At 49.7% G+C, this 26,188-nt stretch carries 33 protein-coding genes; 4 read left to right on the forward strand and 29 right to left on the reverse strand.

Going from position 1 to position 26,188, the window contains the following annotated elements; genetic code table 11:
• Positions 1-509: 509 nt before the first annotated feature.
• On the reverse strand, positions 510-893 hold the full coding sequence (locus H581_RS0115945) for an iron chaperone (RefSeq protein ID WP_036718685.1): 384 nt from the start codon (positions 891-893) through the stop codon (positions 510-512).
• Between the two features lie 372 nt (positions 894-1,265).
• Between H581_RS0115945 and H581_RS38395 the strand changes: the two genes are divergently transcribed.
• Complete coding sequence (locus H581_RS38395) at positions 1,266-1,406, forward strand: hypothetical protein (protein WP_169507510.1); 141 nt, start codon at positions 1,266-1,268, stop codon at positions 1,404-1,406.
• An 86-nt stretch (positions 1,407-1,492) separates the two neighbouring features.
• Here H581_RS38395 and H581_RS0115955 read toward each other — a convergent pair whose 3' ends face one another.
• The 8 genes from H581_RS0115955 to H581_RS0115990 all read right to left on the reverse strand — a co-directional run bounded on the left by H581_RS0115955 (position 1,493) and on the right by H581_RS0115990 (position 7,297).
• A complete protein-coding gene (locus H581_RS0115955) occupies positions 1,493-2,005 on the reverse strand; it encodes an acyl-CoA thioesterase (RefSeq protein ID WP_028610887.1) in 513 nt (170 codons plus the stop codon).
• Positions 2,006-2,008: 3 nt separating this feature from the next.
• Entirely contained in the window at positions 2,009-2,974 is a 966-nt protein-coding gene (locus H581_RS0115960; RefSeq protein ID WP_028610888.1) for a nucleoside hydrolase, read from the reverse strand.
• Between the two features lie 20 nt (positions 2,975-2,994).
• The gene (locus tag H581_RS0115965; RefSeq protein WP_028610889.1) at positions 2,995-3,726 is read right to left on the reverse strand and encodes a ZIP family metal transporter; all 732 of its coding nucleotides are present in this window, start codon (positions 3,724-3,726) and stop codon (positions 2,995-2,997) included.
• Positions 3,727-3,819: 93 nt separating this feature from the next.
• Complete coding sequence (locus H581_RS37950; RefSeq protein WP_156889595.1) at positions 3,820-3,960, reverse strand: SRPBCC family protein; 141 nt, start codon at positions 3,958-3,960, stop codon at positions 3,820-3,822.
• A gap of 273 nt (positions 3,961-4,233) precedes the next feature.
• Positions 4,234-5,040 (reverse strand): inositol monophosphatase family protein, encoded by an 807-nt coding sequence (locus H581_RS0115975; protein WP_028610890.1) that lies wholly within the window; start codon positions 5,038-5,040, stop codon positions 4,234-4,236.
• Positions 5,041-5,245: 205 nt separating this feature from the next.
• A complete protein-coding gene (locus tag H581_RS0115980; protein WP_051251031.1) occupies positions 5,246-6,208 on the reverse strand; it encodes an iron-hydroxamate ABC transporter substrate-binding protein in 963 nt (320 codons plus the stop codon).
• A 192-nt stretch (positions 6,209-6,400) separates the two neighbouring features.
• Positions 6,401-6,796, reverse strand: coding sequence for a GNAT family N-acetyltransferase (locus H581_RS0115985; protein ID WP_028610892.1), 396 nt, complete (start codon positions 6,794-6,796; stop codon positions 6,401-6,403).
• Between the two features lie 69 nt (positions 6,797-6,865).
• Complete coding sequence (locus H581_RS0115990; protein WP_051250843.1) at positions 6,866-7,297, reverse strand: GNAT family N-acetyltransferase; 432 nt, start codon at positions 7,295-7,297, stop codon at positions 6,866-6,868.
• A 131-nt stretch (positions 7,298-7,428) separates the two neighbouring features.
• Between H581_RS0115990 and H581_RS0115995 the strand changes: the two genes are divergently transcribed.
• Entirely contained in the window at positions 7,429-8,823 is a 1,395-nt protein-coding gene (locus tag H581_RS0115995) for a sensor histidine kinase (protein ID WP_342663410.1), read from the forward strand.
• A 34-nt stretch (positions 8,824-8,857) separates the two neighbouring features.
• Here the strand turns inward: H581_RS0115995 and H581_RS0116000 are convergent, their stop codons facing one another.
• The 4 genes from H581_RS0116000 to H581_RS0116020 form a co-directional block, all read right to left on the reverse strand.
• Positions 8,858-9,238 (reverse strand): MmcQ/YjbR family DNA-binding protein, encoded by a 381-nt coding sequence (locus H581_RS0116000; RefSeq protein ID WP_245600048.1) that lies wholly within the window; start codon positions 9,236-9,238, stop codon positions 8,858-8,860.
• 3 nt (positions 9,239-9,241) lie between these two features.
• Positions 9,242-9,679: a hypothetical protein gene (locus tag H581_RS0116005; RefSeq protein ID WP_028610896.1), complete on the reverse strand. Its 438-nt coding sequence runs from the start codon at positions 9,677-9,679 to the stop codon at positions 9,242-9,244.
• A gap of 118 nt (positions 9,680-9,797) precedes the next feature.
• A complete protein-coding gene (locus H581_RS34215) occupies positions 9,798-10,364 on the reverse strand; it encodes a GH25 family lysozyme (RefSeq protein ID WP_036718692.1) in 567 nt (188 codons plus the stop codon).
• A gap of 304 nt (positions 10,365-10,668) precedes the next feature.
• Positions 10,669-11,094, reverse strand: a complete 426-nt coding sequence (locus tag H581_RS0116020) for a VOC family protein (protein WP_028610897.1) — start codon at positions 11,092-11,094, stop codon at positions 10,669-10,671.
• A 242-nt stretch (positions 11,095-11,336) separates the two neighbouring features.
• Here H581_RS0116020 and H581_RS0116025 point away from each other — a divergent pair, with 242 nt between their 5' ends.
• Complete coding sequence (locus tag H581_RS0116025; protein ID WP_028610898.1) at positions 11,337-12,224, forward strand: sigma-70 family RNA polymerase sigma factor; 888 nt, start codon at positions 11,337-11,339, stop codon at positions 12,222-12,224.
• A gap of 170 nt (positions 12,225-12,394) precedes the next feature.
• Here the strand turns inward: H581_RS0116025 and H581_RS0116030 are convergent, their stop codons facing one another.
• The 6 genes from H581_RS0116030 to H581_RS0116055 all read right to left on the reverse strand — a co-directional run bounded on the left by H581_RS0116030 (position 12,395) and on the right by H581_RS0116055 (position 16,641).
• Positions 12,395-12,751 (reverse strand): hypothetical protein, encoded by a 357-nt coding sequence (locus tag H581_RS0116030; protein WP_028610899.1) that lies wholly within the window; start codon positions 12,749-12,751, stop codon positions 12,395-12,397.
• Positions 12,752-12,859: 108 nt separating this feature from the next.
• Complete coding sequence (gene hisA / locus H581_RS0116035; protein ID WP_028610900.1) at positions 12,860-13,627, reverse strand: phosphoribosylformimino-5-aminoimidazole carboxamide ribotide isomerase; 768 nt, start codon at positions 13,625-13,627, stop codon at positions 12,860-12,862.
• A 98-nt stretch (positions 13,628-13,725) separates the two neighbouring features.
• Entirely contained in the window at positions 13,726-14,139 is a 414-nt protein-coding gene (locus H581_RS0116040; protein ID WP_028610901.1) for an HIT family protein, read from the reverse strand.
• Positions 14,140-14,160: 21 nt separating this feature from the next.
• Complete coding sequence (locus H581_RS0116045; RefSeq protein WP_245600049.1) at positions 14,161-14,751, reverse strand: NUDIX hydrolase; 591 nt, start codon at positions 14,749-14,751, stop codon at positions 14,161-14,163.
• Positions 14,732-15,343 (reverse strand): HD domain-containing protein, encoded by a 612-nt coding sequence (locus H581_RS0116050; protein WP_028610903.1) that lies wholly within the window; start codon positions 15,341-15,343, stop codon positions 14,732-14,734. Before H581_RS0116050 ends, H581_RS0116045 begins: the two co-directional genes overlap by 20 nt.
• Positions 15,344-15,447: 104 nt before the next feature.
• Complete coding sequence (locus H581_RS0116055; protein WP_028610904.1) at positions 15,448-16,641, reverse strand: oxalate decarboxylase family bicupin; 1,194 nt, start codon at positions 16,639-16,641, stop codon at positions 15,448-15,450.
• A gap of 167 nt (positions 16,642-16,808) precedes the next feature.
• Between H581_RS0116055 and nagZ the strand changes: the two genes are divergently transcribed.
• Positions 16,809-18,068, forward strand: coding sequence for a beta-N-acetylhexosaminidase (gene nagZ, locus H581_RS0116060; protein ID WP_028610905.1), 1,260 nt, complete (start codon positions 16,809-16,811; stop codon positions 18,066-18,068).
• 407 nt (positions 18,069-18,475) lie between these two features.
• Here the strand turns inward: nagZ and H581_RS0116065 are convergent, their stop codons facing one another.
• The 10 genes from H581_RS0116065 to uraD form a co-directional block, all read right to left on the reverse strand.
• Complete coding sequence (locus tag H581_RS0116065) at positions 18,476-18,883, reverse strand: pentapeptide repeat-containing protein (RefSeq protein WP_028610906.1); 408 nt, start codon at positions 18,881-18,883, stop codon at positions 18,476-18,478.
• Between the two features lie 92 nt (positions 18,884-18,975).
• Entirely contained in the window at positions 18,976-19,752 is a 777-nt protein-coding gene (gene fabI, locus H581_RS0116070) for an enoyl-ACP reductase FabI (RefSeq protein WP_028610907.1), read from the reverse strand.
• A 30-nt stretch (positions 19,753-19,782) separates the two neighbouring features.
• The gene (locus tag H581_RS0116075; RefSeq protein ID WP_028610908.1) at positions 19,783-20,373 is read right to left on the reverse strand and encodes an AAA family ATPase; all 591 of its coding nucleotides are present in this window, start codon (positions 20,371-20,373) and stop codon (positions 19,783-19,785) included.
• A gap of 75 nt (positions 20,374-20,448) precedes the next feature.
• Entirely contained in the window at positions 20,449-21,447 is a 999-nt protein-coding gene (locus H581_RS37205; RefSeq protein WP_084134597.1) for a GNAT family N-acetyltransferase, read from the reverse strand.
• Between the two features lie 38 nt (positions 21,448-21,485).
• A complete protein-coding gene (locus H581_RS0116085; RefSeq protein WP_028610909.1) occupies positions 21,486-22,025 on the reverse strand; it encodes a hypothetical protein in 540 nt (179 codons plus the stop codon).
• A gap of 46 nt (positions 22,026-22,071) precedes the next feature.
• A complete protein-coding gene (locus tag H581_RS0116090) occupies positions 22,072-23,013 on the reverse strand; it encodes an ADP-ribosylglycohydrolase family protein (RefSeq protein ID WP_028610910.1) in 942 nt (313 codons plus the stop codon).
• Between the two features lie 208 nt (positions 23,014-23,221).
• Positions 23,222-24,295, reverse strand: coding sequence for an adenosine deaminase (gene add, locus H581_RS0116095; RefSeq protein WP_036718700.1), 1,074 nt, complete (start codon positions 24,293-24,295; stop codon positions 23,222-23,224).
• 22 nt (positions 24,296-24,317) lie between these two features.
• Entirely contained in the window at positions 24,318-24,692 is a 375-nt protein-coding gene (gene uraH, locus H581_RS0116100; RefSeq protein WP_028610912.1) for a hydroxyisourate hydrolase, read from the reverse strand.
• Positions 24,689-25,648, reverse strand: coding sequence for a factor-independent urate hydroxylase (gene pucL / locus H581_RS0116105; protein ID WP_028610913.1), 960 nt, complete (start codon positions 25,646-25,648; stop codon positions 24,689-24,691). The genes uraH and pucL overlap by 4 nt, the downstream gene beginning before the upstream one ends.
• A 17-nt stretch (positions 25,649-25,665) precedes the next feature.
• The gene (gene uraD, locus H581_RS0116110; RefSeq protein ID WP_028610914.1) at positions 25,666-26,166 is read right to left on the reverse strand and encodes a 2-oxo-4-hydroxy-4-carboxy-5-ureidoimidazoline decarboxylase; all 501 of its coding nucleotides are present in this window, start codon (positions 26,164-26,166) and stop codon (positions 25,666-25,668) included.
• Positions 26,167-26,188: the final 22 nt, after the last annotated feature.

The raw sequence follows: 26,188 nt of genomic DNA on the forward strand, positions 1-26,188 counted from the left end.
GCTTGTGCTTGTATCCATTGACATTGGCATAGATCGGCCTGGAATCGATGCCTGTTAGCATCGGCAGCAGAAAGTCTTTCATCTTCAATGCCTGAGCAATGAGGTTAAAAAGAATGGTGTAAAACAATTCGCTGCTTACCTTGGCTCGAAAGTTGCTCAGGCAGTTGTGAGTGGGTACCTTTTCGATATTAGGGGCACCGAAATGGTAGTCATTCTAAGCGATAAATCATGTACGGACTCATCCTCAATGATGATTTCTATATTCAACAATAGCTGTGCTTTTAAAAATAACGGCAGGCCTTAGACTTTATTTTATATGTCTAGTCCGCCGCTATTTTTTTGGGGTAGGTAAGGAACTTATTTTTCTCACTCGAAAAAATCACACCATATAATGTGTAACAATATATAAAAAACCAATGGCCGAAAGGGATTAAACCGAATTGTAGACATATGTACAAAATACGAGTTTTGTGCAGTAGTACTGAATTTCTTATGCGCTCTTATTTTTTCTATTTCCTCCAAAAAGTTGAACAGTCTGCCTTATCCAAAATATTAAACTCGATCATTTTCTCAAGTAATGAGAAATCAACCGGATTATCCCACTGGATACGTACCAACTCCTTGGTGTGATCGTAGCCAGCCTGTATGATTGCATCAGAAAAATGATTAATCCCTGCCCGTTCAGGGGCAACAGCCAAATGATGTTTGGCTAAGCTAAAGCCAATAATAAATGTGCCGTGATCGGTAAACATAGGCTGATTCCACGCAATTTGCGGCGTTAACTTTGGGAATTTCTTAGTTACCCATGCCAAAACTTCTTCCGTTCGGGCCCGATGTTGCGGGTTATCAATATGCGATAAAAATTCTGCAAAAACTTCCGCAAAAACTGCCATGTTGTTCCCTCCTAAAATTTAAATTAAGTCATAAAAGTTCCTCAAACCTGAAAATCCAAGTAAATAGCTCAGTACCAATTATAGATCATCGCAACCGAAAAAGTATGACCGTTTTGCTGTCATGGCTCCTGAATCCATTCGTCTTCTTTCCATGCCGCAACGTCAATACGTATATCCTACGATATCTTTAAGTGAATCGGCGGTGTTAATTTTATAGACATATAAGCCATCGTTTCATTAACGGCATCTTTTTTCTAAGCATCAATTTATTTTGTGCTTTGAAAGGTCAACTATGCAGAAATTAGGATGAAAAGGCAACTTGCATGAAAATTCCTCTCCAGGCTCATCATATGAGCGTTGGAGGTGAACATCATGACTGGAAGAAATAATAAGCCTGACAATGACGGTCCTGCAGCGAGTCCTTCAAGATTGGACCAATTCGGGGATAAGCTCTCCGATAATTCGGGGCATGTTCCGAAGAAGCCTGACAAAACAAACCGAAACGGCTGTTAAATGAAAACGGAGTGTAAACTGGCGACAGTTTAACACTCCATTTCTTTAGATCAACCTCTTTTAACATCACGATGTTTGTCATCCGATCAGTCCCAAGGATGCTTAACGGTCAGGAAACCGGCAAATTTCTTGCTTTCGTCTCTTCTTCTTTTGCGCATCGTTGCCCGCTCCGGAGCTGTTTCAAACAGCTTAAGCTCCTCTTCCGTCTCAGGCATGACATCCGGTACGGGAACCGGCTTGCGATTCTCATCAAGCGCAACGAATGTCAAGAAGGAAGTGGCCGCAACCGTTCTTGCCCCGCTCAGAAGATCCTCTTTGATAACCTTGACGAATACCTCAACCGAAGTGCGACCGGTCCATGTCACGAAAGACTCCAAGCAGACCGAATCGGTCGGCCGGATCGGGTGCAGGAAATCGACCGAATCCGTTGAAGCCGTGACAACCGGGCGCCTGCAATGCTTGGTTGCCGCTATCGATGCAATATCATCAATGTATGCCATCAATTTGCCGCCGAATAGTGTGTTATGGTTATTCACGTCAGGCGGAAACACTCTTGCCGTTTTGTAGCATCTTGATTCTCGGGAGAACCGTTTCTCCATCGTTCATCGCCCCCCTCTCTTAAAAACGGATAACAGCTTGTCCATAGCCCGCTCAACGTCCACTTCCATGCAGAAATCGACGGGCCTTCCCACTGTGGAGCGCACCCGGCGGTCCGTTACGACCATACCTGCGGTATAACCTGTGCCGCAATCAATGACCGCATTCATCGTTTCGATTCGGACTAGAGACGGATGCATCGCAACAAGCACGGCTAGCGGATCATGCATCGGACATTCCCCCTCAAAATGGTTCGAGAACGCATAGAAATCAAAATATTTCCGAAGCGCTTCGTCCATAAAGGCGATGATTTCCCGATCACCTGTTTTGGCCTCAACTGCCAATTGTTCCATATGCCGACGCGTCAGCCTCGTCTTCTGCGTAACATCCAAGCCGACTACCGTAATGGGGAGCCCGGATTCAAATACGATGGAAGCAGCTTCCGGATCGCCATATAAATTAGCTTCGCTCACTGGCGTAACATTGCCCGGCGCCAAAACCGTGCCGCCCATCATCACGACTTTTTTAAATTTATTCGCGATGCCGGGGTCGAGCTGCAGCGCGAGCGCTAAATTCGTTAGTCTGCCGACGGTCACCAGAATGAGCTCGCCCGGGTTTTCATTTACCTTCCTCACAATGAATGCCGCAGCAGACTCGTCGACCGGTTTCTGTGAAGGTACAGGGAGAATGGCATCGCCGATGCCGTTATTCCCATGAATATGCGGTACGCCGCCATGAAAGATACGCTCAAGCGGACCTGCAGCGCCGACGGCAACCGGCACCTCGTAGCCGCAATTGGCCAGCTGTATAATTCGCAGCGTATTATCCGTCGCTTGCTCCACATCAATATTCCCAAAGCCCGTCGTAATGCCTTCCACCTTAATTTCCGGCGATAATAAAGCGTATAAAATAGCCAGAGCGTCGTCGATGCCGGTATCGACGTCCAGCAGCATTCTGCTTCGATTTGACATGATATGCTTCCTCCTGATGTTCAACCAAAGAAATGACTAATATAAATCATGACCAACAATCCGATAATAAAAGAATACGTCGCCGAACGTTCATACCCGTGTCCGTGCGTTTCCGGAATAAGCTCCTTATACACGATGAACAGCATCGCCCCTGAAGCAAATGCAAGGCCGTAGCCTATCAGCGCTTCCACATAGCTCGCCGCAAAATAACCGACGATCGCTGAGACGACCTCCATCAAGCCCGTAAGCGTGACGATCAGCATCAGCTTTAGCTTGCTGACCTTGGAATGGATAAGGAACACGGCCAGGACAAGCCCTTCCGGCATATTTTGCGCCCCGATCGCAATGGCCACCATTGGCCCTAATCCGCTGTTCGCGCTGGCATAACTGAAACCTGTACTTAGTCCCTCCGGGATATTATGTATAAACAAAGCGAAAATAACGAGCAGCGATTTTGAATCAAATGAGCTAATTCCTCTCTTATGCTCGACGTCGATATGCGGAATGTTTTTTTCGAGCAAATCAAGCAGGATCACGCCAACAATAAGTCCGACCGTAAGCGGAATTAATCCTGATTCCTTCAAGGCTTGCGGCAGAAGCCCGAAAGTAGACGCAGATACCATAATGCCGGCGGTAAAAGCGATGAGTACGTCCTTCCATTTCTCGGACAGACTTTTGACAAAAAGTAAAGGCACCGCGCCGAGAACGGTAGCCATTGCCGATATGAAGCTTCCGATGAGCGCTTCCGTCATGATGTTCTCCTAACCGGGTAAGCAATGAACCCTAATCCGTAATCTTTTCTATTCTGCACTACTCTGGGAATAACATCCATCTATCGTTGAACTTTAAGCCTGTTCCGCCAGCCGCTTCAGTTCACCGTTACGATGCTCCAGAAATTTTCTCATATAAAACTTAAGAATCGTTCTCTCAACCATCCATCCGATCCAACCGAATGGAGCTTCAAACCGAAGCGTATCCGTCATCATGGTTTTATCGCCTTGCTGCTTAAACAGGCGAGTATGCTTTAGATACTTAAATGCCCCGCTCTGCATCTCATCGACAAAAAGAAAGGGAGCTTTATACTCGGTTATTTTTGAGGTCAACCGTTGTCTGACGCCAAAATGTTTTGCCTCAATTGTAACGGTCTCTCCAGCTTTAACGCATCCCGACGTAATGCCATCTACCGCTCTTTCCTTCGTATGTTTCCAGACGGTTCTTGTATTTTCACCACGATTCTATTATTCGATCAGGTTAAAATCTCAATGTAAACCTTCTTGAACCATATTCATAAAATAATCTTTGTGTTGGGATCGGCAAGCAATCAAATAGGGCTGCTTCCTCATGCCGATAAAAGGATTACCCTCATAGTCGATGACGATCCCTCCGGATTCCTTGACCATAAGCAGACCGGAGTAAAGATCTTCCCCTTCGGAATTATAGACGATAATGCCGTCCAAATCGCCTCTTGCGAGCATGCACCACTGTAAGGTAGGCGCCCACAGCCGCATCATTCGCTTCGTATTCACATCGATATAATGACGCAGCTTCACGGCACGCGGTTCATTCTGAACGGCATGTCCTTGAATCCAGCCCACTCTGGCTTTAGTCAGCTCCTTTGCCTGCACGCGATCGATACGAACCGGTTTGGAATTACATAATGTCCCTTCGCCGGCAGCGGATACATAAAGCCGGTCTGTCATCGGTTCATAAATCACAGCGAGTACCGGTATTTGCAAATGTAGCAGCGTAATGGATATGCCAAATATCGGCAGCCCCACCGCGAAATTATTCGTACCGTCTAACGGATCTACGAGCCAGAGCCAGTCGCTTTGTGTTTCATTTTCACCGAATTCTTCGGAACGAATCCGGTGCTCAGGGAATACCCGCTCAATTTTTTGTAAAATAATGCTTTCGGCTAAATGATCGACTTCCGTCACGATATCGCCGTGGTCATCTTTCTCTTCGTAGCCATAAATCGTGCCAAATCGCTCTCTCGTTAACCGCCCCGCCTCATAAGCGGCAGCTATTGCGGTCTCTCTGGCCGCATGCATCGTCAATGGGCGCATCGGAATCCTCCTATACTCTTGTCGGCTCTCTGCATCGTCATCGCCATCGACAATCACATCCTTATTCCATTTTATTCATCCATGATTATACAACCAATTCACCGTGACCGAAAGACTTAGCCTGATTGCAAATGTTATAAAAGAGAAAAGGACTACGCTCTCCGTCGACTTTCGGAGGCATAGCCCTAAACTTTAAATGATGACACTATTTAACGATGCTTTCCAGTACATCGTCAATGATTTGCGAATTCGCGATCGCCCCGGAGTACAACCAGCTGGCTGTGCTAGGGTATTCATAGATGTTACCGTACTTCACGGCCGGAATGGATTGCCAAATCGGGTTTTTCAGCGCCTCGGAGCCGGAATCCTTATCGCTGTTGATTAGGAACAGGTGATCGGCATCAAGCTCTGCCAATTTTTCCAGCGATATCGCATTCCAGTTGCCTGTGCCCGCAGCGGATATTTCCTTCACAACCTCAGGCACTTCGAATCCAAGATCATGGTAGAGAACGGCGCCGCTGGACAATTTGTCGCTTACGACATAAAAGTTCTTTTGAACCAGCCAGATCGCGGCAACGGATTCGCCTGACGCTGCTCCCTGCAATTTTTCTTTCGCTTCTTTTGCCTTCGACTCGTAGTCGTCAAGCGCTGTCTGCGCTTCACTGCTCTTGCCCAGCACCTCGCCGATCTTGAGCAGCGCCTTGCGCCAGTCGGCATTGATATCATCGCCAAGCGTGTATGTCGGCGCAATCTTGGAATACTGCGTATATTTGTCTCCTTCGACCGCCGCGTTATCAGCAATGATAATGAGATCGGGGTTAAAGCTTGTTACGGATTCAAAAGGAAGATCATAAGGAATCGTCGGTACGTCTTTCAACGTATCCTGCAAATAATCTTGAATGCCGTTCGCTACGGACCATTGTGCCGCAGGCTTAATACCCAATACGGCCAGATGATCCTCTAAATAGGAAGCGATGATACGCTCGGGATTTGCAGGAATGGTGACTTCATTGCCTAGGGCATCCGTTACTTTGCGTTCTGTCGGCGCTTCCGTCGCAGCCGGGTCATTCGATGCCGCTTCGTTAGCGGCTCCATGGCTTGCCGCGCTATTATTCGTGCCGTTCGCATTATTGCCGCCGCAGGCCGCAAGATAAAGCGACATTACCATCAAACTGATCAATACCCATACATGTTTCTTGCCGTTCCGTGAATACACTGCCGGTTCCCCCTTGTAGGACGTTAAATGGATAGAAAGAAAATGGACATTCCCCTTTCAAAGTCAACTAAATGATAACAATTATCATTTTCATTGTCAACACTGTTTTTCCGTTCAATCGCCCGAGATTGCTGAAGAAACTTGCTAGCGCTCTCTAGGAATAATAAAGCATTTGTCATTGTGGCTAAATCCGATTCTCGGATAGTAATCCACCGCCGCTGGGGCGGAAAGCAGCACCAAGGACACTTCGGAACCGAGCGTCTCCCTGACATGCCTGACAAGCTCCTTGCCTATTCCCTTCTTCTGATAATTACGATCTACGGCAAGATCCGAAAGATAGCAGCAGTAGGAAAAATCGGTGACGGCGCGGGCGATGCCGATCAATCGGTCTTCCTCCCATGCGCTGATGATTAAATCAGCGTTATCGATCATTTTTTGCAGCCGCTCCAAATCCCCGAACGGCCGTTTGATCCCTGATTTCTCAAACACCTGCGAGAGATCGGTTGCCGTTAAGTCCCGGCTGTTGCGATATTGAATCATCGTATTTGCCCCCATTCTTATTCATTCCAGCGTTTTTCTTCATCTAACCTTTCCGACGTATAAAGCACCTTACCATTTTTTCACAAACCGGTAGCCAGTCGTTTCAAATCCGAGTGACCGGTAGAACGTATGCGCCCGTTCTCTTTCCGGCTTCATCCCGCTTGTCAAATAAAGCGTATGCCCCCCATCCTCCCGGGCAACATGTTCCGCGAACCGGACGAGCGCCGTCCCTATGCCTTTGCCTTCAAGCTCTTTCTTCGTCACTAATAACGAGATTTGGGTTACGAAACCGTCCTCTTCATAGGAGTAAAGCTTGCGGATGCCGATCATGCCGGCCGCCCGCTCCTCGAATAAAGCAATATAGGTGTGGTGGTCCTGCAGATTTTCAATCGTATTCATTCGTTTTCTCATCATTTCAATGGAAGCGGGATATCCGAGATCTTTCATTAAATCCGCGATAACGGCGAGATCCTCCGGTTGATAGCGTCTTATGCGTATCATGTACTGCGACTCCTCTCCGGCATTTCGAATTGTTATATTCCTGTGATAAGGTTATATTATTTCGTTGAAGGTTTCCGTATTTTCTTTTGTTGCGTGTATAATGAATTTCAACTAGCTTAGAGCAAAGGCAGGTGTCGAATAATGCCAAGATGCATCCGCTTCCGCGGTATTCCCTTATGAGCGTCAGCCGGAAGCTGTTTATCGCGATGGCTTCCTTTATTGTAGCCATGTGCCTCGTGTTCGCATTTGTGACGCAAATTATTTTAAAAGACGTATTAGATGTCATGGTAAGCGAGGCATCCAAGACGGATGTCAGCGAGTTAAACGATTTATTCGCAGGTTATTATGCAAGCAACGGCCATTCTTGGGACGGGGTTGAGTCCATTGACGTTCCCGACAACATTTGGAAGAAGAATGGAGAAGCAAGCTTCGTCTTGCTGTCGGACGATAATAAGCTGCTATACAGAAGCGGCGAGGAAGAGCTTGAATTTTTGAAAAGGCTCGGCGCACGTACCCTGATAACCTCCGGCGGCGATATGATCGGCATGATCTATTATTACGATCCGGATGTCGGACGTTTATCCCAGCTTCGTCTGGGCGTGAAATATTCGGTTACCGTTCTTCTGATCTTCGCTGCCGTACTTTTTATTATCATTTCCTTGCTTGTCGCGTTCTGGCTCTCCCGCCGACTGACGGCTCCGATCCGACGATTAATACCTTTCCTCGACAAGCTCGGGAAAGGTGATTTCGGGATTCAAGCGCCGATAGAGAGCAAGGATGAATACGGGAAAATTGCCGTCGCCTTCAATCAGATGTCGCACCAGCTGCAGCGTACGGAAGATGTGCGAAAAAATTTAGTTGCCGATGTTGCCCACGAGCTGCGGACTCCACTTACGATTATCAGGGGGAAGCTGGATTTGGTCCAGCAGAGCGGACAGCCGGTAGAACCGGAAAGCCTGCTCCCGCTTCAAGACGAGCTTATCCGCTTAACCCGGCTGGTCGACGATTTGCATCAATTGTCGTTGGCCGAGGCCAGGAAGCTTCCGTTTGAATTTAGTCCGACCTCCATTCCGGACCTTCTTCAGCGAATCGTCGATCGGATGAGCTTGGACGCAGAAGACAAACAAATTCGCGTCCAGCTTACTTACGATGAACAAATTCCCGACCTATCGGCCGATTCGAACCGGCTGACGCAGGTATTCCTGAATCTGCTCGTCAATGCCCTTCGCTACACGCCAAGCGGCGGAACGATCCTCATTTCGGTCGAAGCAGTCAGGAGCGCCGACGGGCTGAACCGTTTTGTGCAAATCAAAATCATCGACTCGGGTATCGGGATACCGCCGGAGCAGCTGCCTTATCTGTTCAACCGCTTCTACCGGACAGACGAAGCGCGAGCCCGCAACAGCGGGGGCATGGGCCTGGGCCTCGCGATTGCCAGGGAATTCATCCTCGCCCATAACGGAACGATTGAAGCGGAGAGCGTCGTCGGCCAAGGCTCGACATTCATCGTTAGGCTGCCTATATAGCTTGTTAACAACTGACTTCTGACTTTGGCGGGAGTCAGTTGTTTTTGGCCGTCTTTTTTGGCGCGGTCCGAAGATAAGCTTCCTCGACCAGCGAACGAACGTGCTCCCAATTTACTTCGGCATCCGATTGAATGGATAACCAGCCATGCTGGCCGACGTAAGGCGTCTTGGAGTAAGGCGAGCCTTCTTCGCTAAGCACGAAATGCTGGGTTTCCTTACTCGTTCTCAAGCTGGTGTGGTAAATGCCTTCTCTCCAGCCCACTCGCACGAATGTTTTGTCCTTCACCCTAAACGTAAGATGTCCAAGCTCATCCGGCTTTTCTTCCGTACCGGGGAAGGACAAGGCGATATCGCGAATCCGATTCATAAACGCATGGTCCCGGTAAAACACGTCAAACCCTTCTATGCCTTTCATTTGTCAACCTCCCTCAAACCGTGATTTCTGCCGTTCGATAAACGCGGCAATCGGTTGGAACAGCTCCTCTTCCTTCTCCCAGATCACCTTAAAGCCTTCCATTGCAGAAGCAGCAGCCGCACCCTCCAGCTCCCCTGTCAACCAAGACTCTTCCACAATGCCGAAATCAACCTCGATCCCGCTTCCATATTCGATCCGAATAGAAGTAAGCGCGCCTCTCTCCTCTTTCATCGCTTGCTCTATGGCATCGAATGGGAACTGATGAAGAATCGCTTCCGCCGTTTTCGTTTTTTTGTCCGATACAATTACGAAGCTCATCTCTGTGACTTCTTCGTTCTCATCGTCTGCGCATGGGCCGATTAAGGCGATCCCGTCAATATGCGGCTGCCCGCCTGCCCATGTAACGAATCGATAAAGCAAACTGTAGTGATCCGGTCTCATCGCTGCTGTGCCTCCAAGTACCATTATGGGCTAAAATTGTTTCTATCGTTATCCGATCACTCATCATAACACCTCTTGGAAACGGGTAACAAACCAGGGTAGCGTTCCTCGTTAAGCATTATGTAAACCTCTCTTCGAAGGCAGCCTGATCACTGTTAAAAACATTAATATCCACATAGGCATCAATGCCGGCGATTCTGCCTCTGTTACAATACTGCCACAATACCCAATCCTGATCCTTCTTCAAAGCCGGGTATTTGAAAATATCGCGAATCCAGTCATGCGTAAGCGATATTTCCAGATCGATGACTGGCGGCAGGCTGGCTTCCTCAACCGGCACAAGGCTAATAAAATGATTTGCCTGCTGCTCCCCCGTACTTCTTGAGGAGAAAAAATGGTAGGTGCCGACGAGCATGCCGCCAGCTTTCGCGCCTTCCCAGTTCTGATTAAACGTATTGTCGGTAAAATCATGGCCTTCCGTAGCTTTCATATATACAAATTGATATTTTCCTGATTCGGCTACTTTTCCCCAATCAACCGCCCCTTGATAAGGCGAAACATCCAGTCCTCTAACCTCATAATTCATCGCAAAAATACTATTGTGCCAAATATAGCCCTTGTATTCCAAAAATCCGAGCAAGATGATCATCGCTGCTGCGATAACGACTATTTTCTTTCGATTCATAGCCCCTCCTATCTGAGAATCGATCCTACTTTATACAAGGGGTATTTTACCACATGTATCCTTTTTGCGGATACCAGCAATTGTATACCTTAATCTAAGGGACAGAATCATGATCATTTCCCGCGGTGATGTGAACGTCAGTGATGATATTGAATTCGTGATCGACGGTTCGATGATCCAGGAGCAAGTAGGTTAACGAAATAGAGCCAGCAAGTTAATAGGGAGAGCCATTAGAATATTAGGGCTCTCCCAGATATAGTTTTAACTATCGGTGTGTGTTTATGATGCGGGGTGGCGCGTTAGATCACTGACGTCCTTTTGTAAGGATCCGGAACGTGATACCGAATTTATCCGTTACATTACCGTAAGCGGGGCTGAAGAAACTTGCTTGTAGCGGGTCGTTCACTCGACCGCCTTGCTTCAATGCTTCGAAATATTGGGTAGCTTTTTCTTTGTCGTCGGTTTGAACAACGATGGTGATTTGCGTTCCCTTCTCGTAGGTGCTTCCAGTAACATTATCGGTAATCTGTAGTTCGGAATCGCCAATTTTCAAGACGGCGTAATTCACCCAGTCCTTCTTTTCCGGCGGCAGTGGAGCTTCCGGATTTTCCGGCATGTCTCTGAACCGAAGCATATAAGTGACCTCGGCATCCAACGCCTTTACGTATAAATCGATGGCCTCATTCGCGCTTCCGTTCATTTCAAGAAAAGGGATCAAACTCGTACTCACAACAATCATCTCCTTGGTTTAAATGTTTTCAAAGGACAACTGGTAGACTCTTCTTTCACATAGACCGGTTTCCTTTGTCACTAACTATGTCGTACGTCATAAAGGAAACGTGACAGAAATGGCGAAACATGTTTTGATGAGAAATTCAAAATAAAAACTGTAGTTTTCGTACAACTCCGTCACATCTGTTGAGTTTCATTCGACATATAAATAAAGAGGAAACGAAGGAGGGTATGAGGCGCATGAACGATCACAATTGGCTTGTAGAACAATTCGAGGCGCATCAGAATCACCTGCAGGCGGTGGCTTACCGGATGCTCGGATCTCTGATCGAAGCGGATGACGCTCTACAGGAGTCATGGATACGTCTTAGTCGCTCAGATACGAGCGGAGTCGAGAATTTTGGAGGATGGTTGACAACAATCGTTTCAAGAGTATGTTTTGATATGCTGCGATCTCGTAAATCGCGGCGCGAGAAGCTTACGATGGTTAGTGTACCTGAACCGGTAACTAGCCTCCAAGACGGAAGCGACCCCGAGCACGAAGCGCTGATGGCCGATTCTGTTGGTCTTGCGATGCTCGTGGTCCTCGAAAAATTAAATCCTGCCGAACGCATTGCATTCGTGTTGCACGATATATTCGCCTTGTCTTTTTCGGAGATCGCTCCCATAATCGGGCGTAACGAGGCCGCAGCAAGACAATTGGCGAGCCGCGCACGACGCCGGGTTCAGGATACCGAGTCAACTTCGGAAACTGCGGAGTTTCAGCGTAAACGGGAACTTGTCGACGCATTCTTCGCCGCATCGCGCAACGGAGACTTTGAGAAACTACTTTCGGTATTAGACCCGAATGTCGTACTTCGAAACGACCCCGGATTCGCGCCAGTCGCAAATGCGCCGGTTGTTCGCGGTTCAGAGGCCGTGGCCAAGCAGGCCCAGCAATTCACCGATCGTGCCCGGAGCATGAAGCCGGTGCTCGTGAACGGATCGGTAGGCGTCATCGCGGGTCATTTGGATCAACCGATATTCATTCTCGAATTCACGGTTGTGGACGGCAAGATCGCCGAGATCGGCATGATTGCCGACCAGGCGCGCCTTCGCGGGCTCGACATCGCCGCTTTGAACGATTGATTGGCTGGAGAGCTAAGGAACTGCAATAAACACTAAAATAGAACACAAAAGCACAAAAAAACGCACTGTCGCGATCAGACAATGCGTTTTTTCTTGCTTTATCAGTAAATGATTCCACTGCATATATCATAACAATACTTGTTGAGCCGAAATGGGTTGAGACAATGGCTTTAGAAAATCCTCAACCCTGTATTGACAATATTAGCTTTCAGCGGGTTCTCGAACCAAAGGACTACCCGGTCGGCTGTCTCTTGATCCGTAGCTGCCTGCATAAGCATTTGCACGATGTGTTCAGGCAATAGCCCGGTCATGGCATTCGTCCATTCCGTTACGGCCGTTACATAAGTCCGGGAACGGCTCCAATAATCGATCCCGACTTGTTCATCCCATGGAGATTCCTTGTGCGCTATAAGCGTCTCATAAAACTGCTCTGCACAATAAGAGGCTGTGTTGCAGCCTTGACCCGTGATCGGATCCGAAAGGATGACACTGTCCCCGCAGCAAAGTACCAATGTTTCGTTCAGCATGCGATACGGTCAATGAACATTGGAAAGGACTCTTATAAGAACTCTTATAAGAATACTGAAAATCCGCTTCGATCAGAAGGGAATTATTACCTACACGGTGACTTACTTTTATGGAAGAAAAGGATTCTGCTTGGATCTGCTGTAAGCCACAACTTCATTGTAAGACAGGCTGCCTCCGAATATGTCCAGCGCGCTTCCGATCGTAAGATCCAATTTGCCGCCGCAAAGCGCGTCGAATTGATCCATATCGGCCAGCGATCTCGCCCCGCCTGCATAGGTTGTAGGGATGGTCGCCCAATCCGCGAGCGCACGGACCAGGCTTTGCTGAATTCCGCGCTGCTTTCCTTCCACGTCAACGGCGTGAACAAGAAATTCATCGCAATATTGCTCGAGATAAGCAATGTTCTCTTGATTTACCTCGAAATCGCTGAACTGCTTCCATTGATTCGTCACGACAAACCATTTGCCGTCCTTCTCCTTGCAGCTCAAATCGATCACAAGCCGTTCCTTGCCGGTCTCGGATACGATCCTTGAAAGGTGGTTCTCGTTTAACTGTCCGTCCTTGAAGATGTATGAGGTGACGATGATATGTGACGCGCCCTGCTCCAAATAAGAGGCGGCATTGTCCGCGGTTATGCCTCCGCCGATCTGCAGCCCGCCCGGATACTGCTGCAGCGCCTGAACGCCTGCCTGTTCATTGCCGCCGCCCAGCATAATCACATGCCCGCCGGTTAATTCGTCCTTCTTGAACAGCTCGGCGTAATGGGCTGAATTATATTGGGATACGAAGTTTTCGATGATTTCGGCATTTAACGTTTCGCCGACGATTTGCTTTACCTTCCCGTCATGCAGATCGATACAAGGTCTGAATTTCAACGCAATTCCTCTATTCTATACGTATTCGAAGTCAACTGTCTTATATGAAAATAACCGATAGCCCTGCGGAGCGCAACCCTGCAGAAGCAATCGCTTTATCACATTCCGCTCTCCGCACTCCGTAATTTGCTGCATGTAGCCTTCAGCCTGTTCTCCGCTCCATGAGCGGTCAACGGTTCCGACCAAATAAAGCCGTCATCCGCAAAACGCGGTATGACATGCATATGATAATGATTCAGATCATTAAACAAACCGCCATTCTGGCAAATCGTAATGCCATCCGGATGATAAACCTTCTTTAATAGACGGCTCATACGGACGGAGGCGTTCATAATCGCGTGTAATGTCTCAAGAGGCAACTCATCCGGGTCACGAACATGCGCCTTCGGCAGAATAAGGAGATGCCCTTCATTGAACGGCGCGATGTCCAGGACGCATGTAACGAGAGAATCCTCGTATACGATATTTACTTCCACCAGTTGATTCGCGATTTTGCAGCCCAAACATTCCATAATTTCCCCTGCCTTCTACATTCACTTTACCGCACCAGTCAGCGCGGTATATTTTTGAAAATACTTCTCCCGCTTCTTGTCATCGAACTCCAGATCAGCCGGAATCGGGCTAGGCTTATACCGGGTTAATTGCCCGTTGTCATAGATACAATGATGATCGTAGCATCCCTTGTCTTGCAGCATCGCCAGAAGCGCTTTGGGCACGTTGGATACGATTCCGATATTATGCTCGTCCAGTATCCAACCGATTTTTTTCCAATCCAAAATGCCTTCATTGGTCTTCAATGGCGTTTCATAGGAGAAATGGCCGTCCACCTCGGCCATATAGGCGTACATTCCTCCAAAATTTCCGCCGCCTCCGGACCAAGTAACCATGCCTTTAAAATGAAGCTCGTACGCAGATATGGCCGTTTCTTCCTTAATTTCGCGAATCATCGATTCCCGCGGCTGTTCATCCCGTTCAAGCTTGCCGCCTATGCCGTTCCAGCAGCCCATCCAGCTCGGCTTCTCGCGATTTAAGAGCAATATTTCGTCTCCGCGTCTAATGAAGCAAATATTATACTTCAGCATGTCTGCACTCCCGATCCGTTTTTTATCCATCGAATTGTCCATTCAATTCCATCCTAAACCGTTGCTGAAAAGCAAGATGGAAGCTCATCTTCCGGTCAAAGATCGCTTTGGAAAGGTTATAATTCAAGGAATCTCTGGATTCTTGCAAATATTGCTTATGCTCCTTGCTCTCCCATAACCGGATCGCGTCGTGAACCGATTCCTCGTTGTGGGCGCTGTACATAAATTTCAGCCAGATCTCCAGAGAACCGAAATGATCCAACACGTCCGCATCCTGCACGACCCGGATAGGAGGCGGCAGCTTTTCGCGGTTTCTGGCGTTATGTAAAAGAATGATCTCCGAAATCTCTTCCAGCTGCGCATCGGTGCATTCATGGGGTATGAGCGATTTGATAACCTGCGCTCCGGTTATGTTATGCGGTTCGATCCCCTTGGTCACATCGTGAAATAAAGCACCGGCAAACATGATGTCATCCTTAGACGAATCATCCGGAAATAGGCGTTTACGCAGATTCAAGGACAGATTGGCGACTCGCTGTCCATGATAATAAATAAATCCTTTTTCCCGATTGAGATGTGATTTCCGTTTTCCCATTATTTTGAATGCAAGCTCCTGAATCCGTTCCAAGTTCATTGAGAGGTACGCTCCTTAAACAACAATCTTGGGAATATCTTACCACGTTCCCGTAAGGCGGATAAACAAAAAAAAGACTTGGAAGCTACGCTTCCTCGTCTCCGCTAATCCTCTTCTTGTGGAGCCGGTGCCTGCTCAGGATACTTGACGACGGGCCACTTTTCTTTGCGCAGCGCATCCAGCAGCCCGGAACCTACCCGTAAATTGTCCCTCACGAGAGGCCGGGGCGTTAAGGCCATCCATTGATTTAAAGAGACATCCACGAACCGGTCGCTTTTGAACATTTCCAGAAACCATAACGTCTCCGTGCCGGTATTCTGAATATAGTGACCATAGGCAAACGGGACGTACCCTACGTCGCCTGCCCGGTAATTAAACGTACGGGCAGCGCCGTTGCCGGCAAAGACGGTCATTCTTCCTTGCCCGGCGAGATAATACTGCCACTCCGCCTGGTTCGGGTGCCAATGCAGCTCTCTCATGGCACCGGGCTCAATCTCGACAAGAGCGGCCGCGACCGTCTTCGATATCGGAAAATTCGTGGAGTCGACGATCCGCACGCTGCCTCCAGACGTTCGAATCGGCGGCTGTGCTAACAAGCGGTGGGTAAAGCTATACGGAACCGTCCCAAAAGGCGACGGTACGCTTTCGCTCGCAATCGGTCCTGGCACATAATCCTGAAAAATATAAACCTGATCATTCGGGATATATTCAAATACGCTTTCCGGAACGCCGAAGTTCGCCGAGAGCACCTCTTTCGGCGTATGCGCGAACCAATCCGAGATGGATAAAGTATTGAGGTCTGAGAAGCTGCCGTCATCAAAAACAAGCAGAAACTCGCAGCCGCCCTCGAGTCCCTGAATCGAATGCGGAATGCCGGGCGGAAAATACCATAAATCGCCTTCTCCGACATCGGCGATAAAATTCCGACCCGCCTGGTCTACGGACGTAATTCTTGCTTTTCCAAGCAGCATATATGCCCATTCCGCTTGCTGATGCCAATGCAGCTCGCGCACCCCGCCCGCCGTTAAGCTCATATTCACGCCGGCCAGCGTAGTCGCAACCGGAAAATCCCTTACGGTAATTTCCCGGGACCAGCCGCCATGATTCAGCTGCATGTGGGTATCCGAGAATGAAAACTTCAAATTCGGAAGCAATCCGGCGTCCGTGTCCGGCGGCACGAACATATCCGGATTCTCGATGTCGCGCATAATATCGCGCGGTCCGGCATCGATTCCTCCCGCGCCGTCTCTGCGGATCGGCTGTGGAATGCCGTTTATGATTCGCGGCACATTTTCCAAGAGAAAACCTCCTTCTCACATCATGCAGTAACCGGGTCTACCTGAACATTCCATACTATGATTAAAAAAATGCCATTATGTAGGTCTAGGCAGCCGTAAAGGATATAATCGAATAAAGTATGAAGTACGCGGTTCGTGGGGATATTGCAACAAAGGAGGAATTTTCCATGAAAAAATCAATCGCTCCCCTGTTCGCCCTTATTTGGATCGTTCTTTTCGCGGGCTGCAGTCAAGCAGCGAATTCCAATCAGGAAGGGTTGCCGGCAAACCCAAGCCCAAGCGTAAATCCAACTCCAACGGCGGCCCCTCCCCCATCTCAAGAGCCGGTCGATCTGATCAAAGAACGGATTAGCGAAATGAGCGTCGATGAGAAAATCGGGCAGATGGTGCTTGTCGGCTTGGAAGGCACCACCCTCCAATCCGATGCCAAAGAAATGATTGAGCGTTACCGGGTCGGCGGCTTTATCTTGTATAAAGACAATATCGACAACGCTTCCCAGACCGTTTCTTTGCTCAATCAATTGAAGGAAGCCAATGCAGCCAACAAGGCGCCGCTTTGGTTAAGCCTTGACCAGGAGGGCGGCAAAGTCAATCGAATGCCTGAGCAATTGAAGGAGCTGCCAACAGCGAGGGCGATCGGGAAAGTAAACAATTCCGAATATACGAAGCGAATCGGACAGGCGATCGGCGAAGAGTTGCAGGCCTTTGGCTTCAATATGGATTTCGCCCCCGTTCTGGATATTAACAGCAATCCCGACAATCCGGTCATCGGGAACCGCTCCTTCGGCGCCGATCCGGACACCGTCACTCAGCACGGGTTGGAAATGATGCGGGCGATTCAGTCCAAGGATGTCGCAGCGGTCGTCAAGCATTTTCCCGGACATGGCGATACGTCGGTGGATTCCCATCTGGAGCTTCCGGTCGTGACCAAAAGCTTAAGCGAGCTGAAGTCGTTCGAGCTGCTTCCTTTCATTGAAGCGGTCAGGGAAGATGCGGATGCGGTCATGATCGCGCATTTGCTTATCCCTAAGATCGATAATAAGTATCCGGCCTCTCTGTCCGGGAAGGTCATCACGGACCTGCTGAGGGATGAGCTGGCCTATGACGGCGTTGTCATTACCGACGATATGACCATGGGCGGGATTACGAAGCATTTTGGCATGGGAGAGGCAGCCGTCCTCACGGTTCAAGCCGGCAGCGATATTCTATTGATCGGGCATGAACACTCGATGCAGGTCGAGGTCCTTCAAGCCTTGAAGAAGGGTGTGGAGGAAGGAGCACTGACCGAAGATCGGCTGGATCAGAGCGTGTATCGCATTTTGAAGCTAAAGCAAAAATATCATATCGAGGATGAAGCCACGGCAGAAGTGGATGTGCAAGCGGTGAACCAGATCATTGAAGCTGCGCTGGATAGCGGAAAGAGCTGACCCTCTGGGGTCAGCTCTTTCATTTTCCGGCTAATATACGATTCGTAACTTTTATCTGATTATAGCGAGATTTTGATGGAATGAAATGAATGAAAGGGATTTCCTCCCGTTATATGACATGGAATCTGGTTTATGAAGATTCTAAAGGGAATTTCTCCCTCTAATTCGGCCATTTCTTGGAGAATCAGTCAAAACTGGTCGAAATATCGGAAGGGTTTCCTGCTAGATAGTGAATAAGCGTTCAAAGCGAAAAAATAGCGGGAGGCTTTCCACTACTAAAGTTAAACAATTGATTCACATCGTTGTTATCGCTGCTCTCTTCTCTCCCGTTTGCGATTCTTTCGTTCAACTTATATAGCCTACTCGAAATCTCTTTTAAAACGGTCAAAATGTTGCTTCCACCCCCATTATGGACGGTTCGAATACTCCTTTAGTAATTCTTCTATCACAATCCCGTTTATTTTGAGACCCGTAATATTGCAATCCGTTATTTCGACATCCGTTAAGTTGCAATCGGTAATCGTGCTCCCGCTAAGCATGCAATTCTCAAAGCGCAAAGGCCGCTGCGTCTTCCCCGGCTCGTAATTCGGATGATCTTCCGGAGGGAGTCCGATATTGTGGATGTAAGCCCCGCCGAGCTGCGCTCCGTCGATCTCCAGATCGCTCATGTTCGCATCGGTAATTTTCGTGCCGGAGAGATTAATATTTTCCATGTAAAGACGGCTGGCATCCACGTTAACAAAGGTAGAATCTGTGACGCACGCATTGTTTACCCCTAGCTGCTTCATCGTATTCGTAACTTCTACTCGCTCCATAACAAAACCCCTCCAATTATTGGATATCACATCTGAATTCATGATACCTCATATTGGAGGGGTTTTCTATTGAATTCTAATCAATCGCTCAGTTACATTCCTAGAATATGATAGCCTGCATCGACATGCAGCACCTCGCCGGTTATCCCTCTGGACAGGCTGCTCATTAAGAACATCGTCGCGTCGCCTACTTCATCCTGGTCAATGTTGCGCCGCAGCGGAGCTTTCTCTTCAATCGTAGACATAATGTCATTGAACCCGGATACGCCCTTGGCCGCCAAGGTGCGGATCGGCCCGGCGGACACGGCATTTACCCGTATGCCGTATTTGCCCAAATCCTCGGCTAAATACATGACGCTGGCTTCCAGCGCGGCCTTTGCAACGCCCATGACATTGTAATTTTTGACGACGCGTTCCGCGCCGATATAGGATTGGGTTACGATGCTGCCGCCTTCCGTCATGAGCCGCTTCGCTTCACGCGCAACCGCAACAAGCGAATAAGAGCTGGAGCTTTGCGCCAGCATATACCCTTCTCTCGACGTATCCACGTATTCGCCCTGCAGTTCATCCTTCTCCGCGAAGGCGACCGAGTGAACGACACCGTGAATTACGCCGGAAACCCGCCCAATTTCTTGGAAAGCCGCAGCTACGCTGTAATCATCAAGCACATCGCAGGAGACGGTCTGCAGCGCTTCTATCTGATGCTGCTCCAGAAGCTTCTTCAGCTTCTCAAGCGATCTTTCTTTCCTGTAGGTGAAAATCAGCTTTGCTCCTTGTTGATGAAGCGACTTCGCCACTCCCCATGCAATGCTGCGGTCATTGGCTACGCCCATGACGACAATGACCTTGTTGTTCATTAAGTTTGACATTCCGTTCCTCCTGATTGTTCAATCCGACTGTTATAATCGGATATGTCTGATCTGCGTCAAGACGCGGTCATACGCTTGCTTGACCACGCCGCGGCGATCCGGAAATAGCTCGATGTTGGCAGAGGCAGCGATCCGCTCTACGTTTTCTTTGATGGACGAATGGTCCGTATCGATATGCTGCTGAAAGATGTCATCGGCCAATCCGGCTGCGCACCTGGAAATTTGCTGCTCTGCCCATGAATTGTTTCTTTCGCCGCGGCCCCGAAGCCGCTTCCTTATAACATCCTCCGAGGCGCATAAGGCAAAGTGATGGACGACGACTCCGTTATCCCTAAGCCGTCCGACCATTTCTTGAAAATAGGCCGGATCCACAACCGTCATCGGTGCAATAAGGAGTCCGTCATAGTTCTCGTCCAGATATTTCAGCATCGCGTAATTCGTTTCGCGCCACATCGGATAATGCTGGAAATCGTCCTTGCGGATGCCCTTCGGCATGTTTTTCTGCATATAATATCCGGCATTCTCCGGATCGAAGACGTAGGAGTTGACGGTTCGCCTATGCAATTCAAAGGCTGTTTGCGTCTTTCCCGCTCCGAATGCGCCGTTAATCCATACGATCATGCGCAGCATCTCTCCCGTTTCTTCCGATCCTACCTATACTAAATGAAAACCTGACAAAAGTTCAACCGCTTCGGTTCATTCCGGCAGTTGTCTGACGAAATGGATGTAATCCGTATTCGCCGGCACGCCTCCGCCGCTTCTGATCAAGAGTGCAATCTGAGCGCGATGATAGCTGCCGTGCATGGAAACATGCGTCAAAATATCGCTGACGGATGTCCGAAATTCGGTCCCCTTTCCGTTCCGGTAAACGATCCGCTTGCCCGGATCCGACTGCGGGATCGATTCGAATAAAGCATCGAACCCTCGCTTATTTTCCGAGAAGAGATTCTCGCAGTCTTCGATGCTGTAATCCGGCCAAAGCGCGGCCCCCGAAGCATCTGTCCCATTTATCCTGGCCAACCAAATCTTCTCCGCTGACGCGATATGACCTAATAACGCCAATGGCTGATCTATGCTTCCCTCAAAATCCCGCAAGGCACGAATCGTCTCATTGTTCGCCCAGTAGACATGGTCAAAGCATCTGGCCAGCTGGCCGATGAGCGTTACCGGTTCCTCCAAAACGTTATCTTCCGAAGCAGGCTCCGGATTTCGAGTCAATTGTTCCGTATTTGCTTGGGCCAGTGCCTTTCCGAAGCAGAGACTTGTCTCGCTGTCCGCGTATTCGCCGAAACGATCGATTAACCGATAGCCGTTTTTCTTATAGAAGCCGACTGCCTCCCGCAGGGCTTCCCCGGTTTCCAGCTTCACGCACCGATACCCCAATGCCGCAGCCCTTGCTTCCAGCGTGGTCAGGAGCGCTCCGGCAATTCCTTTATTCCGGTAAGACTCATCCACGAAAAAACGCTTCAGCTCAACGGAACCTTGATCCAGAGGACGAATGGCGCCGCAGCCGACGGGCAGCCCTTCCCAATACGCTACCATAAAGACGACGTCACCCAGCTTGGGATCTGCAAAATCCAGGCCAAAAATATCTTCCGGCGGGTAGAGCGTTAATAAATATTGATCCAGCTTCGCGATCAGCCGGTGCAAATGTTCATTCTGAGGCGTAACTTGTACAACGTTTATACGATCCATTATATTAACGAACTCCTTCTGCTTCATCGCTTATGTCTTTAAACCAGGTTATCCAAATAATCGATGATTACGTCTATATCTTTCTTTGCGCGGTTGTTCAATGATTTTTTGTCCTTCAAGCCGAAGAGATGGAGCTCATGACCGGGATCCGCGACCAGCGGCCCCGCGATAATGTCCTCGAGCAATCGGATCGTCAGCTTGAACGCTCTAAAGATCAATTCCTTTGAATACGGATTCGGAATGGATATGATCAGCTCAATCGTGATTTCGGCATACATGAGCTTCACGATACTGTCCGCCGACATGAGATGCCTGGAAGCGAAGGCGACCATATTTTCGAGCAGCCGGCTGTCTTGACTGTTTCTCGCGAGAGCTTGAAGCCGCAGCATCGCGTCCCAGTTCGTAATGGACAGTTCCCGGCTGAACCGGTTCAGCATCTCCTGCAGCCATTCCGTTTCGGTCTCCTTGGGCAGCTCATAGGCCCGGTATTCCTCCAGCTTGCCCTCCCGGTGCATTTGAATAAAATTGCCGTAATAGGCTGTGAACAGCTCTTTCGCTTTAAGCAGTGAATCGTTCATTTCGTGTCGCCTCTCGCTTCAAGTTGGTGGACGGGGTTATATCGGCTTAACCAGCCGCAGCTTCAAACCGGTCACACAAGTCATAGATATCTTTCAATCTCGCAAGCTTGCTTGTCCATTCCGCCGGAATCGCGTCCGCACCGTAATAAATGCCGGCTAGGCCGCCGGTAACGGCGCCTGTCGTATCGGTGTCTTCTCCCAAATTGACGGCGCGCAGGACGGCCTCGCTATAGCTGCCTGTCGTCAGCAAGCTCCAGATACTGGCTTCAAGCGTATGGACGACATAGCCTGTCGACTCGATTTCCTGCATCTGAAGCGACGTCAGGTTTCCCATAAGAATCCGGTCGAATCGGCTTATAATCGTATGATCCGTTGCAGTGTGCGCATCTAGCATGGTCTTTCTCATTAGCGCTACGCTTTCCTCTATACCTGCTCCGCGAAGCAAATGAATCGCCATCTCTACGTAAATGACGCATGCGATAATCGACACTTGATGCCGGTGCGTAAGAGAGGACACCTGCGCGATAATCGCCGCCCGGTCTTCGAAGGTTTCTTCCTTCAGCAAATACGCCAAAGGCAGTATCCGCATGAGCGAGCCGTTTCCGTTGCTGTATTCATCCGTGCCGCCCGCAAAGTCCGGCCGAATGCAGTGATCCTTAAAGCGGGCAATGGCTTCGGCAGTGGCGATCCCGGCATCAAAAACGTCACCGTGTGGCGTCCAGTATCCTTTACTGTACCATTTCGTGAATCTATCCGCCAAGTCTACCAGGTCGATTTGCGGGTATTGGACCGCGCTTTCCATGAAGCAAAACAACAGAGAGCTGTCATCCGACCATGTGCCCGGAGGCTGTGCGTGCGTTCCGAAGCCGATCATGTCCGTCAACGGTTCCTTCATCAGCGTACTCCGCGATTTAAACTCAATAGGCACGCCTAAAGCATCGCCCACGCAAAAACCTAAAATACCGCCAAGCACCTTGCTATCTTTCATCCGATCATCCTCCTATCGTCAAAAAGTATGATATGAGTTGGGTTCCATTTAGTATACCAAGCCCCGTTTCATTTGGAAACAGTAGACAATCCACGTACACTGCTGGTTAAATAAAAGAGGACCCTGCTGTCTTTGTTAAGACGCCGAGTCTCTCTTATGTGCAGAAATGGTCGCCGGTTCAACGGCATATTCCTGTTCCGATTCCCGTTCACGAGTCCTTCTGCCCAACGCCCAGTTCAGCAAGCTCTTGCTCGACGCTTTGTATTAACAGCCTTTTTTCCTCTTCTTCCAAAAATGCCGCCTTCACCCCGTTCCTGATGATTTGTGCGATTTCGTCCGGCGTGAACCCGAGCTGCTCGGCTAACAGCTCGTATTCCTTCGTGAGTGTCGTTCCCGATACGGTCATGTTATCCGTATTGACGGTTACGATAATGCCCTCCTCCATATAACGGCGGATCGGATAAGCCTCCCAACCCGCAACGGCCTTGGTTTGAATATTGCTTAACGGGCACATTTCAAGCGGAATCCGCCTCTCCTTCACCAGCCGGATCACGGCAGGATCTTCCAGCATCCTGACGCCATGGCCGATCCGCAGCGCGCCCAAGCCCTTAATCGCCTCAAGCACGTTGTCGGCGCCGGCCGCTTCGCCCGCATGAATCGTGATGTTGAGGCCAAGCTGCCTCGCTTCCGCGAACAAGCCGCGGAATAGCCCCGGCGGGAACGAGGCCTCGTCTCCAGCCAAATCCACAGCCACGACCCCCCTCCCCCTGAAGCCGGCGGCTTCTCTGATGACCGCTCGATTCATCTCGTCGGAATGGCTTCGCATACAAATGACAATCGCTCTTGCAATCGTTCCGAACGTGCTTTCTCCGCGCTTGAGTCCGTCAATGACATGCTGTATGACCTCGCGGACCGATAAACCCTTCTGCAGGTGAAGCTGCGGCGCGAAGCGGACCTCGATGTATTTGACCCGTTGGCCTGCAGCCTGCTCGATAAGCTCATACGCAACCCGCTCCAATGCCCGCGCCGTCTGCAAATAGGGCAATACGAAGCTGAATGTGCTTAAATACTGCTTTAAATCCGCACAGTGCTCATCCGCCCTCATACAGGAGAGAAGCTCTTCGTCGGATTCGATCGGCAGAGGCTCGTTCTGCTCTATTGCAAGCTCCTTCACCGTCTCCGGCTTCAAGCTTCCGTCCAAATGCACATGCAGCTCGACCTTCGGCAGCTTCGACAGCAACGACTTTCCTTCTTCCGATGAGCGTCCGACGGACAAAACCATAAGACCTTCCTCCTTCATTGTGTTAAGTTCCTCTGTAAGTGCTGTAACCGCCGGGGGCGACCAACAGCGGAACATGATAATGAGATTGCGAATCCCGGATACGGAAGCGTATCGGAATTTCCTCAAACAAGCAGTCCGTTAGATCCGGGAGATTCTTGCCGCTCCGGAAATAGTCGCCGGTGGCGAACACGAGCTCATATATTCCCGGCTGAACGGCTTCCCCCTCCAGAAGCGGTCGATCCACGCGGCCGTCACCGTTTGTCTTGAATATACCCAACTTTACGGGCTTCGTCTGAGGGGAGGCTAACTCACCAAAATACCAAAGCGCGATCGTTATCCCGACAGCGGGTCCGCCTGCCGTCAAGTCAAGCACATGCGTCGTGACGCGCCCGTTCATTGCGGCTCATTCCCTTCGTCCAGATCCTCTCTCGTCATCGTAAAGCCTTGAAAGCCATAGGGCGGGCGGGGCTCCGTGAATACGCCGGCGGATGACGAATCGGCAGGCTCCACGACGGTTTCCCATGTCCGGTTATTGGATTCGAAACGAACCTCCGACAGCTGAGAGAAGCTGGCTAGTATGCGTGTGCCTATCCGATAAATTAAGTATTGGATGGATGGCGTATTCTCGGAGTGGAATACGGTTTGCACAAGAGCATGAATCTGTTCGGACGGAACATAGTTTCCGCGTTCTCCGTCATTCGCATCCGCCTCTTCCGCGTACGTCCAGAAAATATCCAGAAATATAAATAAAGGACGGTCATAGCTTTCCGGCAGTGTCGTATACTCGTCGCGGACGAAGCCGTAGAAGGAGCTCCCGCTTACCTTGATGAGCTGGATATGGGATAAGGCGCTCTCTTGTTTCACAAGCTGAATGCCATCAACCGTGCGCTGGTAGTGCAAATAGGAGCTTGAATGCTCATCGTGCGATCGCCGGAAGACCAGCCGGCTATCGCTCCAGCCTTCACCGTCCGCAACCGTAACGGAGTTAAACGGCAACCGGTCGGCGCTGATTTCCAGCGAGTCGATATGCGGATACCGCTCGAGGAATCTTTTGCCCAGGAAAGTGAGAAGCCCTTCCGTCGTGCTTCCATCATAACTGGCGGTTTGCCTCAAAATAAAGTTTTTCATTGAATCGGTCGCAACCACCTGCTTGTTATCGCCTTCCGTGAATGAGGCGAGCAGCGACTCGCCGCCCACGGAAAATGTAATATTATGCGCGAATATGACATTCGTATCGCCTGTATAAGGAGACTCGGGGATCGGCTTCACCGTTAACGGAGCCGCATACGTCCGATAGCTGAGCACGTCGCCTTTCCCGTAATACAAAGTCCGTCCGCTGCGTAATTTGAGCATCGTCACTCATCCTCTCTTTAGTCCGTCATAAGCTCGCTTAAGCGAAAGAAGGAGATTTTCCCGATTTCGAGCAGCGCTTGCGCCGCTTCCTCGCCGACCGTATGCCGCATCCTCGCTTCCATCGCCGCCAGGATTTCCGACTTGGTCTTCCCTCTCACCGCCAAAATAAACGGGAATCCGAATTTCCCGACATAGGTCCGATTCATTCCGGCAAGCCGGTCACATTCCTCGGGGGACAGCTGATGCAGCCCCGCCCCCTGCTGCTCCGCCGCCGAATATTCGGCAACGGCAAGCCGCGTGCCTAGATCCGGGTGAGCGCGGAACAAATCCACAATCGTCTCCGTCCGGGATTCCCGAACGACATTCATCATCGCCGCATGCAGCTCCACCGCAGAGGCAAACGGCCGCGACTCCCACGCTGCCGCGGCGATCCAGGGCGAATGCTCGAAGATCGCGCCGAGCCGGTCCACGAACTGCTCTCTGTTCATTCCGTTTATTTGCCCGATCGTTATTTTCATTTCCAGTACCCCTCATGAACCG

The sequence above is a fragment of the Paenibacillus harenae DSM 16969 genome (assembly GCF_000422465.1).
In the GTDB taxonomy this organism is placed as follows: domain Bacteria; phylum Bacillota; class Bacilli; order Paenibacillales; family Paenibacillaceae; genus Pristimantibacillus; species Pristimantibacillus harenae.

What these genes read in the sequence shown, in the direction of transcription:
- H581_RS0116090 (WP_028610910.1), bottom strand. Translation starts at nt 23,013, where the DNA reads ATGAAAGATAGCAAGGTGCTTGGCGGTATTTTAGGTTTTTGCGTGGGC.
- pucL (WP_028610913.1), bottom strand. Translation starts at nt 25,648, where the DNA reads ATGCTCAAATTACGCAGCGGACGGACTTTGTATTACGGGAAAGGCGAC.
- H581_RS0115975 (WP_028610890.1), bottom strand. Translation starts at nt 5,040, where the DNA reads ATGCGCCCATTGACGATGCATGCGGCCAGAGAGACCGCAATAGCTGCC.
- H581_RS0115985 (WP_028610892.1), bottom strand. Translation starts at nt 6,796, where the DNA reads ATGATTCAATATCGCAACAGCCGGGACTTAACGGCAACCGATCTCTCG.
- H581_RS0115960 (WP_028610888.1), bottom strand. Translation starts at nt 2,974, where the DNA reads ATGTCAAATCGAAGCAGAATGCTGCTGGACGTCGATACCGGCATCGAC.
- H581_RS0116085 (WP_028610909.1), bottom strand. Translation starts at nt 22,025, where the DNA reads ATGAACGATTCACTGCTTAAAGCGAAAGAGCTGTTCACAGCCTATTAC.
- H581_RS0116040 (WP_028610901.1), bottom strand. Translation starts at nt 14,139, where the DNA reads ATGGAATGTTTGGGCTGCAAAATCGCGAATCAACTGGTGGAAGTAAAT.
- H581_RS0116045 (WP_245600049.1), bottom strand. Translation starts at nt 14,751, where the DNA reads ATGGACAATTCGATGGATAAAAAACGGATCGGGAGTGCAGACATGCTG.
- H581_RS0115980 (WP_051251031.1), bottom strand. Translation starts at nt 6,208, where the DNA reads ATGGTAATGTCGCTTTATCTTGCGGCCTGCGGCGGCAATAATGCGAAC.
- uraH (WP_028610912.1), bottom strand. Translation starts at nt 24,692, where the DNA reads ATGAACGGGCGCGTCACGACGCATGTGCTTGACTTGACGGCAGGCGGA.
- H581_RS0116005 (WP_028610896.1), bottom strand. Translation starts at nt 9,679, where the DNA reads ATGAGACCGGATCACTACAGTTTGCTTTATCGATTCGTTACATGGGCA.
- H581_RS0116065 (WP_028610906.1), bottom strand. Translation starts at nt 18,883, where the DNA reads ATGGAGCGAGTAGAAGTTACGAATACGATGAAGCAGCTAGGGGTAAAC.
- H581_RS0116000 (WP_245600048.1), bottom strand. Translation starts at nt 9,238, where the DNA reads ATGAAAGGCATAGAAGGGTTTGACGTGTTTTACCGGGACCATGCGTTT.
- H581_RS0116050 (WP_028610903.1), bottom strand. Translation starts at nt 15,343, where the DNA reads ATGAACTTGGAACGGATTCAGGAGCTTGCATTCAAAATAATGGGAAAA.
- H581_RS0116025 (WP_028610898.1), top strand. Translation starts at nt 11,337, where the DNA reads ATGAACGATCACAATTGGCTTGTAGAACAATTCGAGGCGCATCAGAAT.
- nagZ (WP_028610905.1), top strand. Translation starts at nt 16,809, where the DNA reads ATGAAAAAATCAATCGCTCCCCTGTTCGCCCTTATTTGGATCGTTCTT.
- H581_RS34215 (WP_036718692.1), bottom strand. Translation starts at nt 10,364, where the DNA reads ATGAATCGAAAGAAAATAGTCGTTATCGCAGCAGCGATGATCATCTTG.
- H581_RS38395 (WP_169507510.1), top strand. Translation starts at nt 1,266, where the DNA reads ATGACTGGAAGAAATAATAAGCCTGACAATGACGGTCCTGCAGCGAGT.
- H581_RS0115955 (WP_028610887.1), bottom strand. Translation starts at nt 2,005, where the DNA reads ATGGAGAAACGGTTCTCCCGAGAATCAAGATGCTACAAAACGGCAAGA.
- H581_RS0115965 (WP_028610889.1), bottom strand. Translation starts at nt 3,726, where the DNA reads ATGACGGAAGCGCTCATCGGAAGCTTCATATCGGCAATGGCTACCGTT.
- H581_RS0116075 (WP_028610908.1), bottom strand. Translation starts at nt 20,373, where the DNA reads ATGATCGTATGGATTAACGGCGCATTCGGAGCGGGAAAGACGCAAACA.
- add (WP_036718700.1), bottom strand. Translation starts at nt 24,295, where the DNA reads ATGGTTTTGTCCGTCGGACGCTCATCGGAAGAAGGAAAGTCGTTGCTG.
- H581_RS0116030 (WP_028610899.1), bottom strand. Translation starts at nt 12,751, where the DNA reads ATGCTGAACGAAACATTGGTACTTTGCTGCGGGGACAGTGTCATCCTT.
- fabI (WP_028610907.1), bottom strand. Translation starts at nt 19,752, where the DNA reads ATGTCAAACTTAATGAACAACAAGGTCATTGTCGTCATGGGCGTAGCC.
- H581_RS37950 (WP_156889595.1), bottom strand. Translation starts at nt 3,960, where the DNA reads ATGATGACGGATACGCTTCGGTTTGAAGCTCCATTCGGTTGGATCGGA.
- H581_RS37205 (WP_084134597.1), bottom strand. Translation starts at nt 21,447, where the DNA reads ATGGATCGTATAAACGTTGTACAAGTTACGCCTCAGAATGAACATTTG.
- H581_RS0115945 (WP_036718685.1), bottom strand. Translation starts at nt 893, where the DNA reads ATGGCAGTTTTTGCGGAAGTTTTTGCAGAATTTTTATCGCATATTGAT.
- uraD (WP_028610914.1), bottom strand. Translation starts at nt 26,166, where the DNA reads ATGAAAATAACGATCGGGCAAATAAACGGAATGAACAGAGAGCAGTTC.
- H581_RS0115990 (WP_051250843.1), bottom strand. Translation starts at nt 7,297, where the DNA reads ATGATACGCATAAGACGCTATCAACCGGAGGATCTCGCCGTTATCGCG.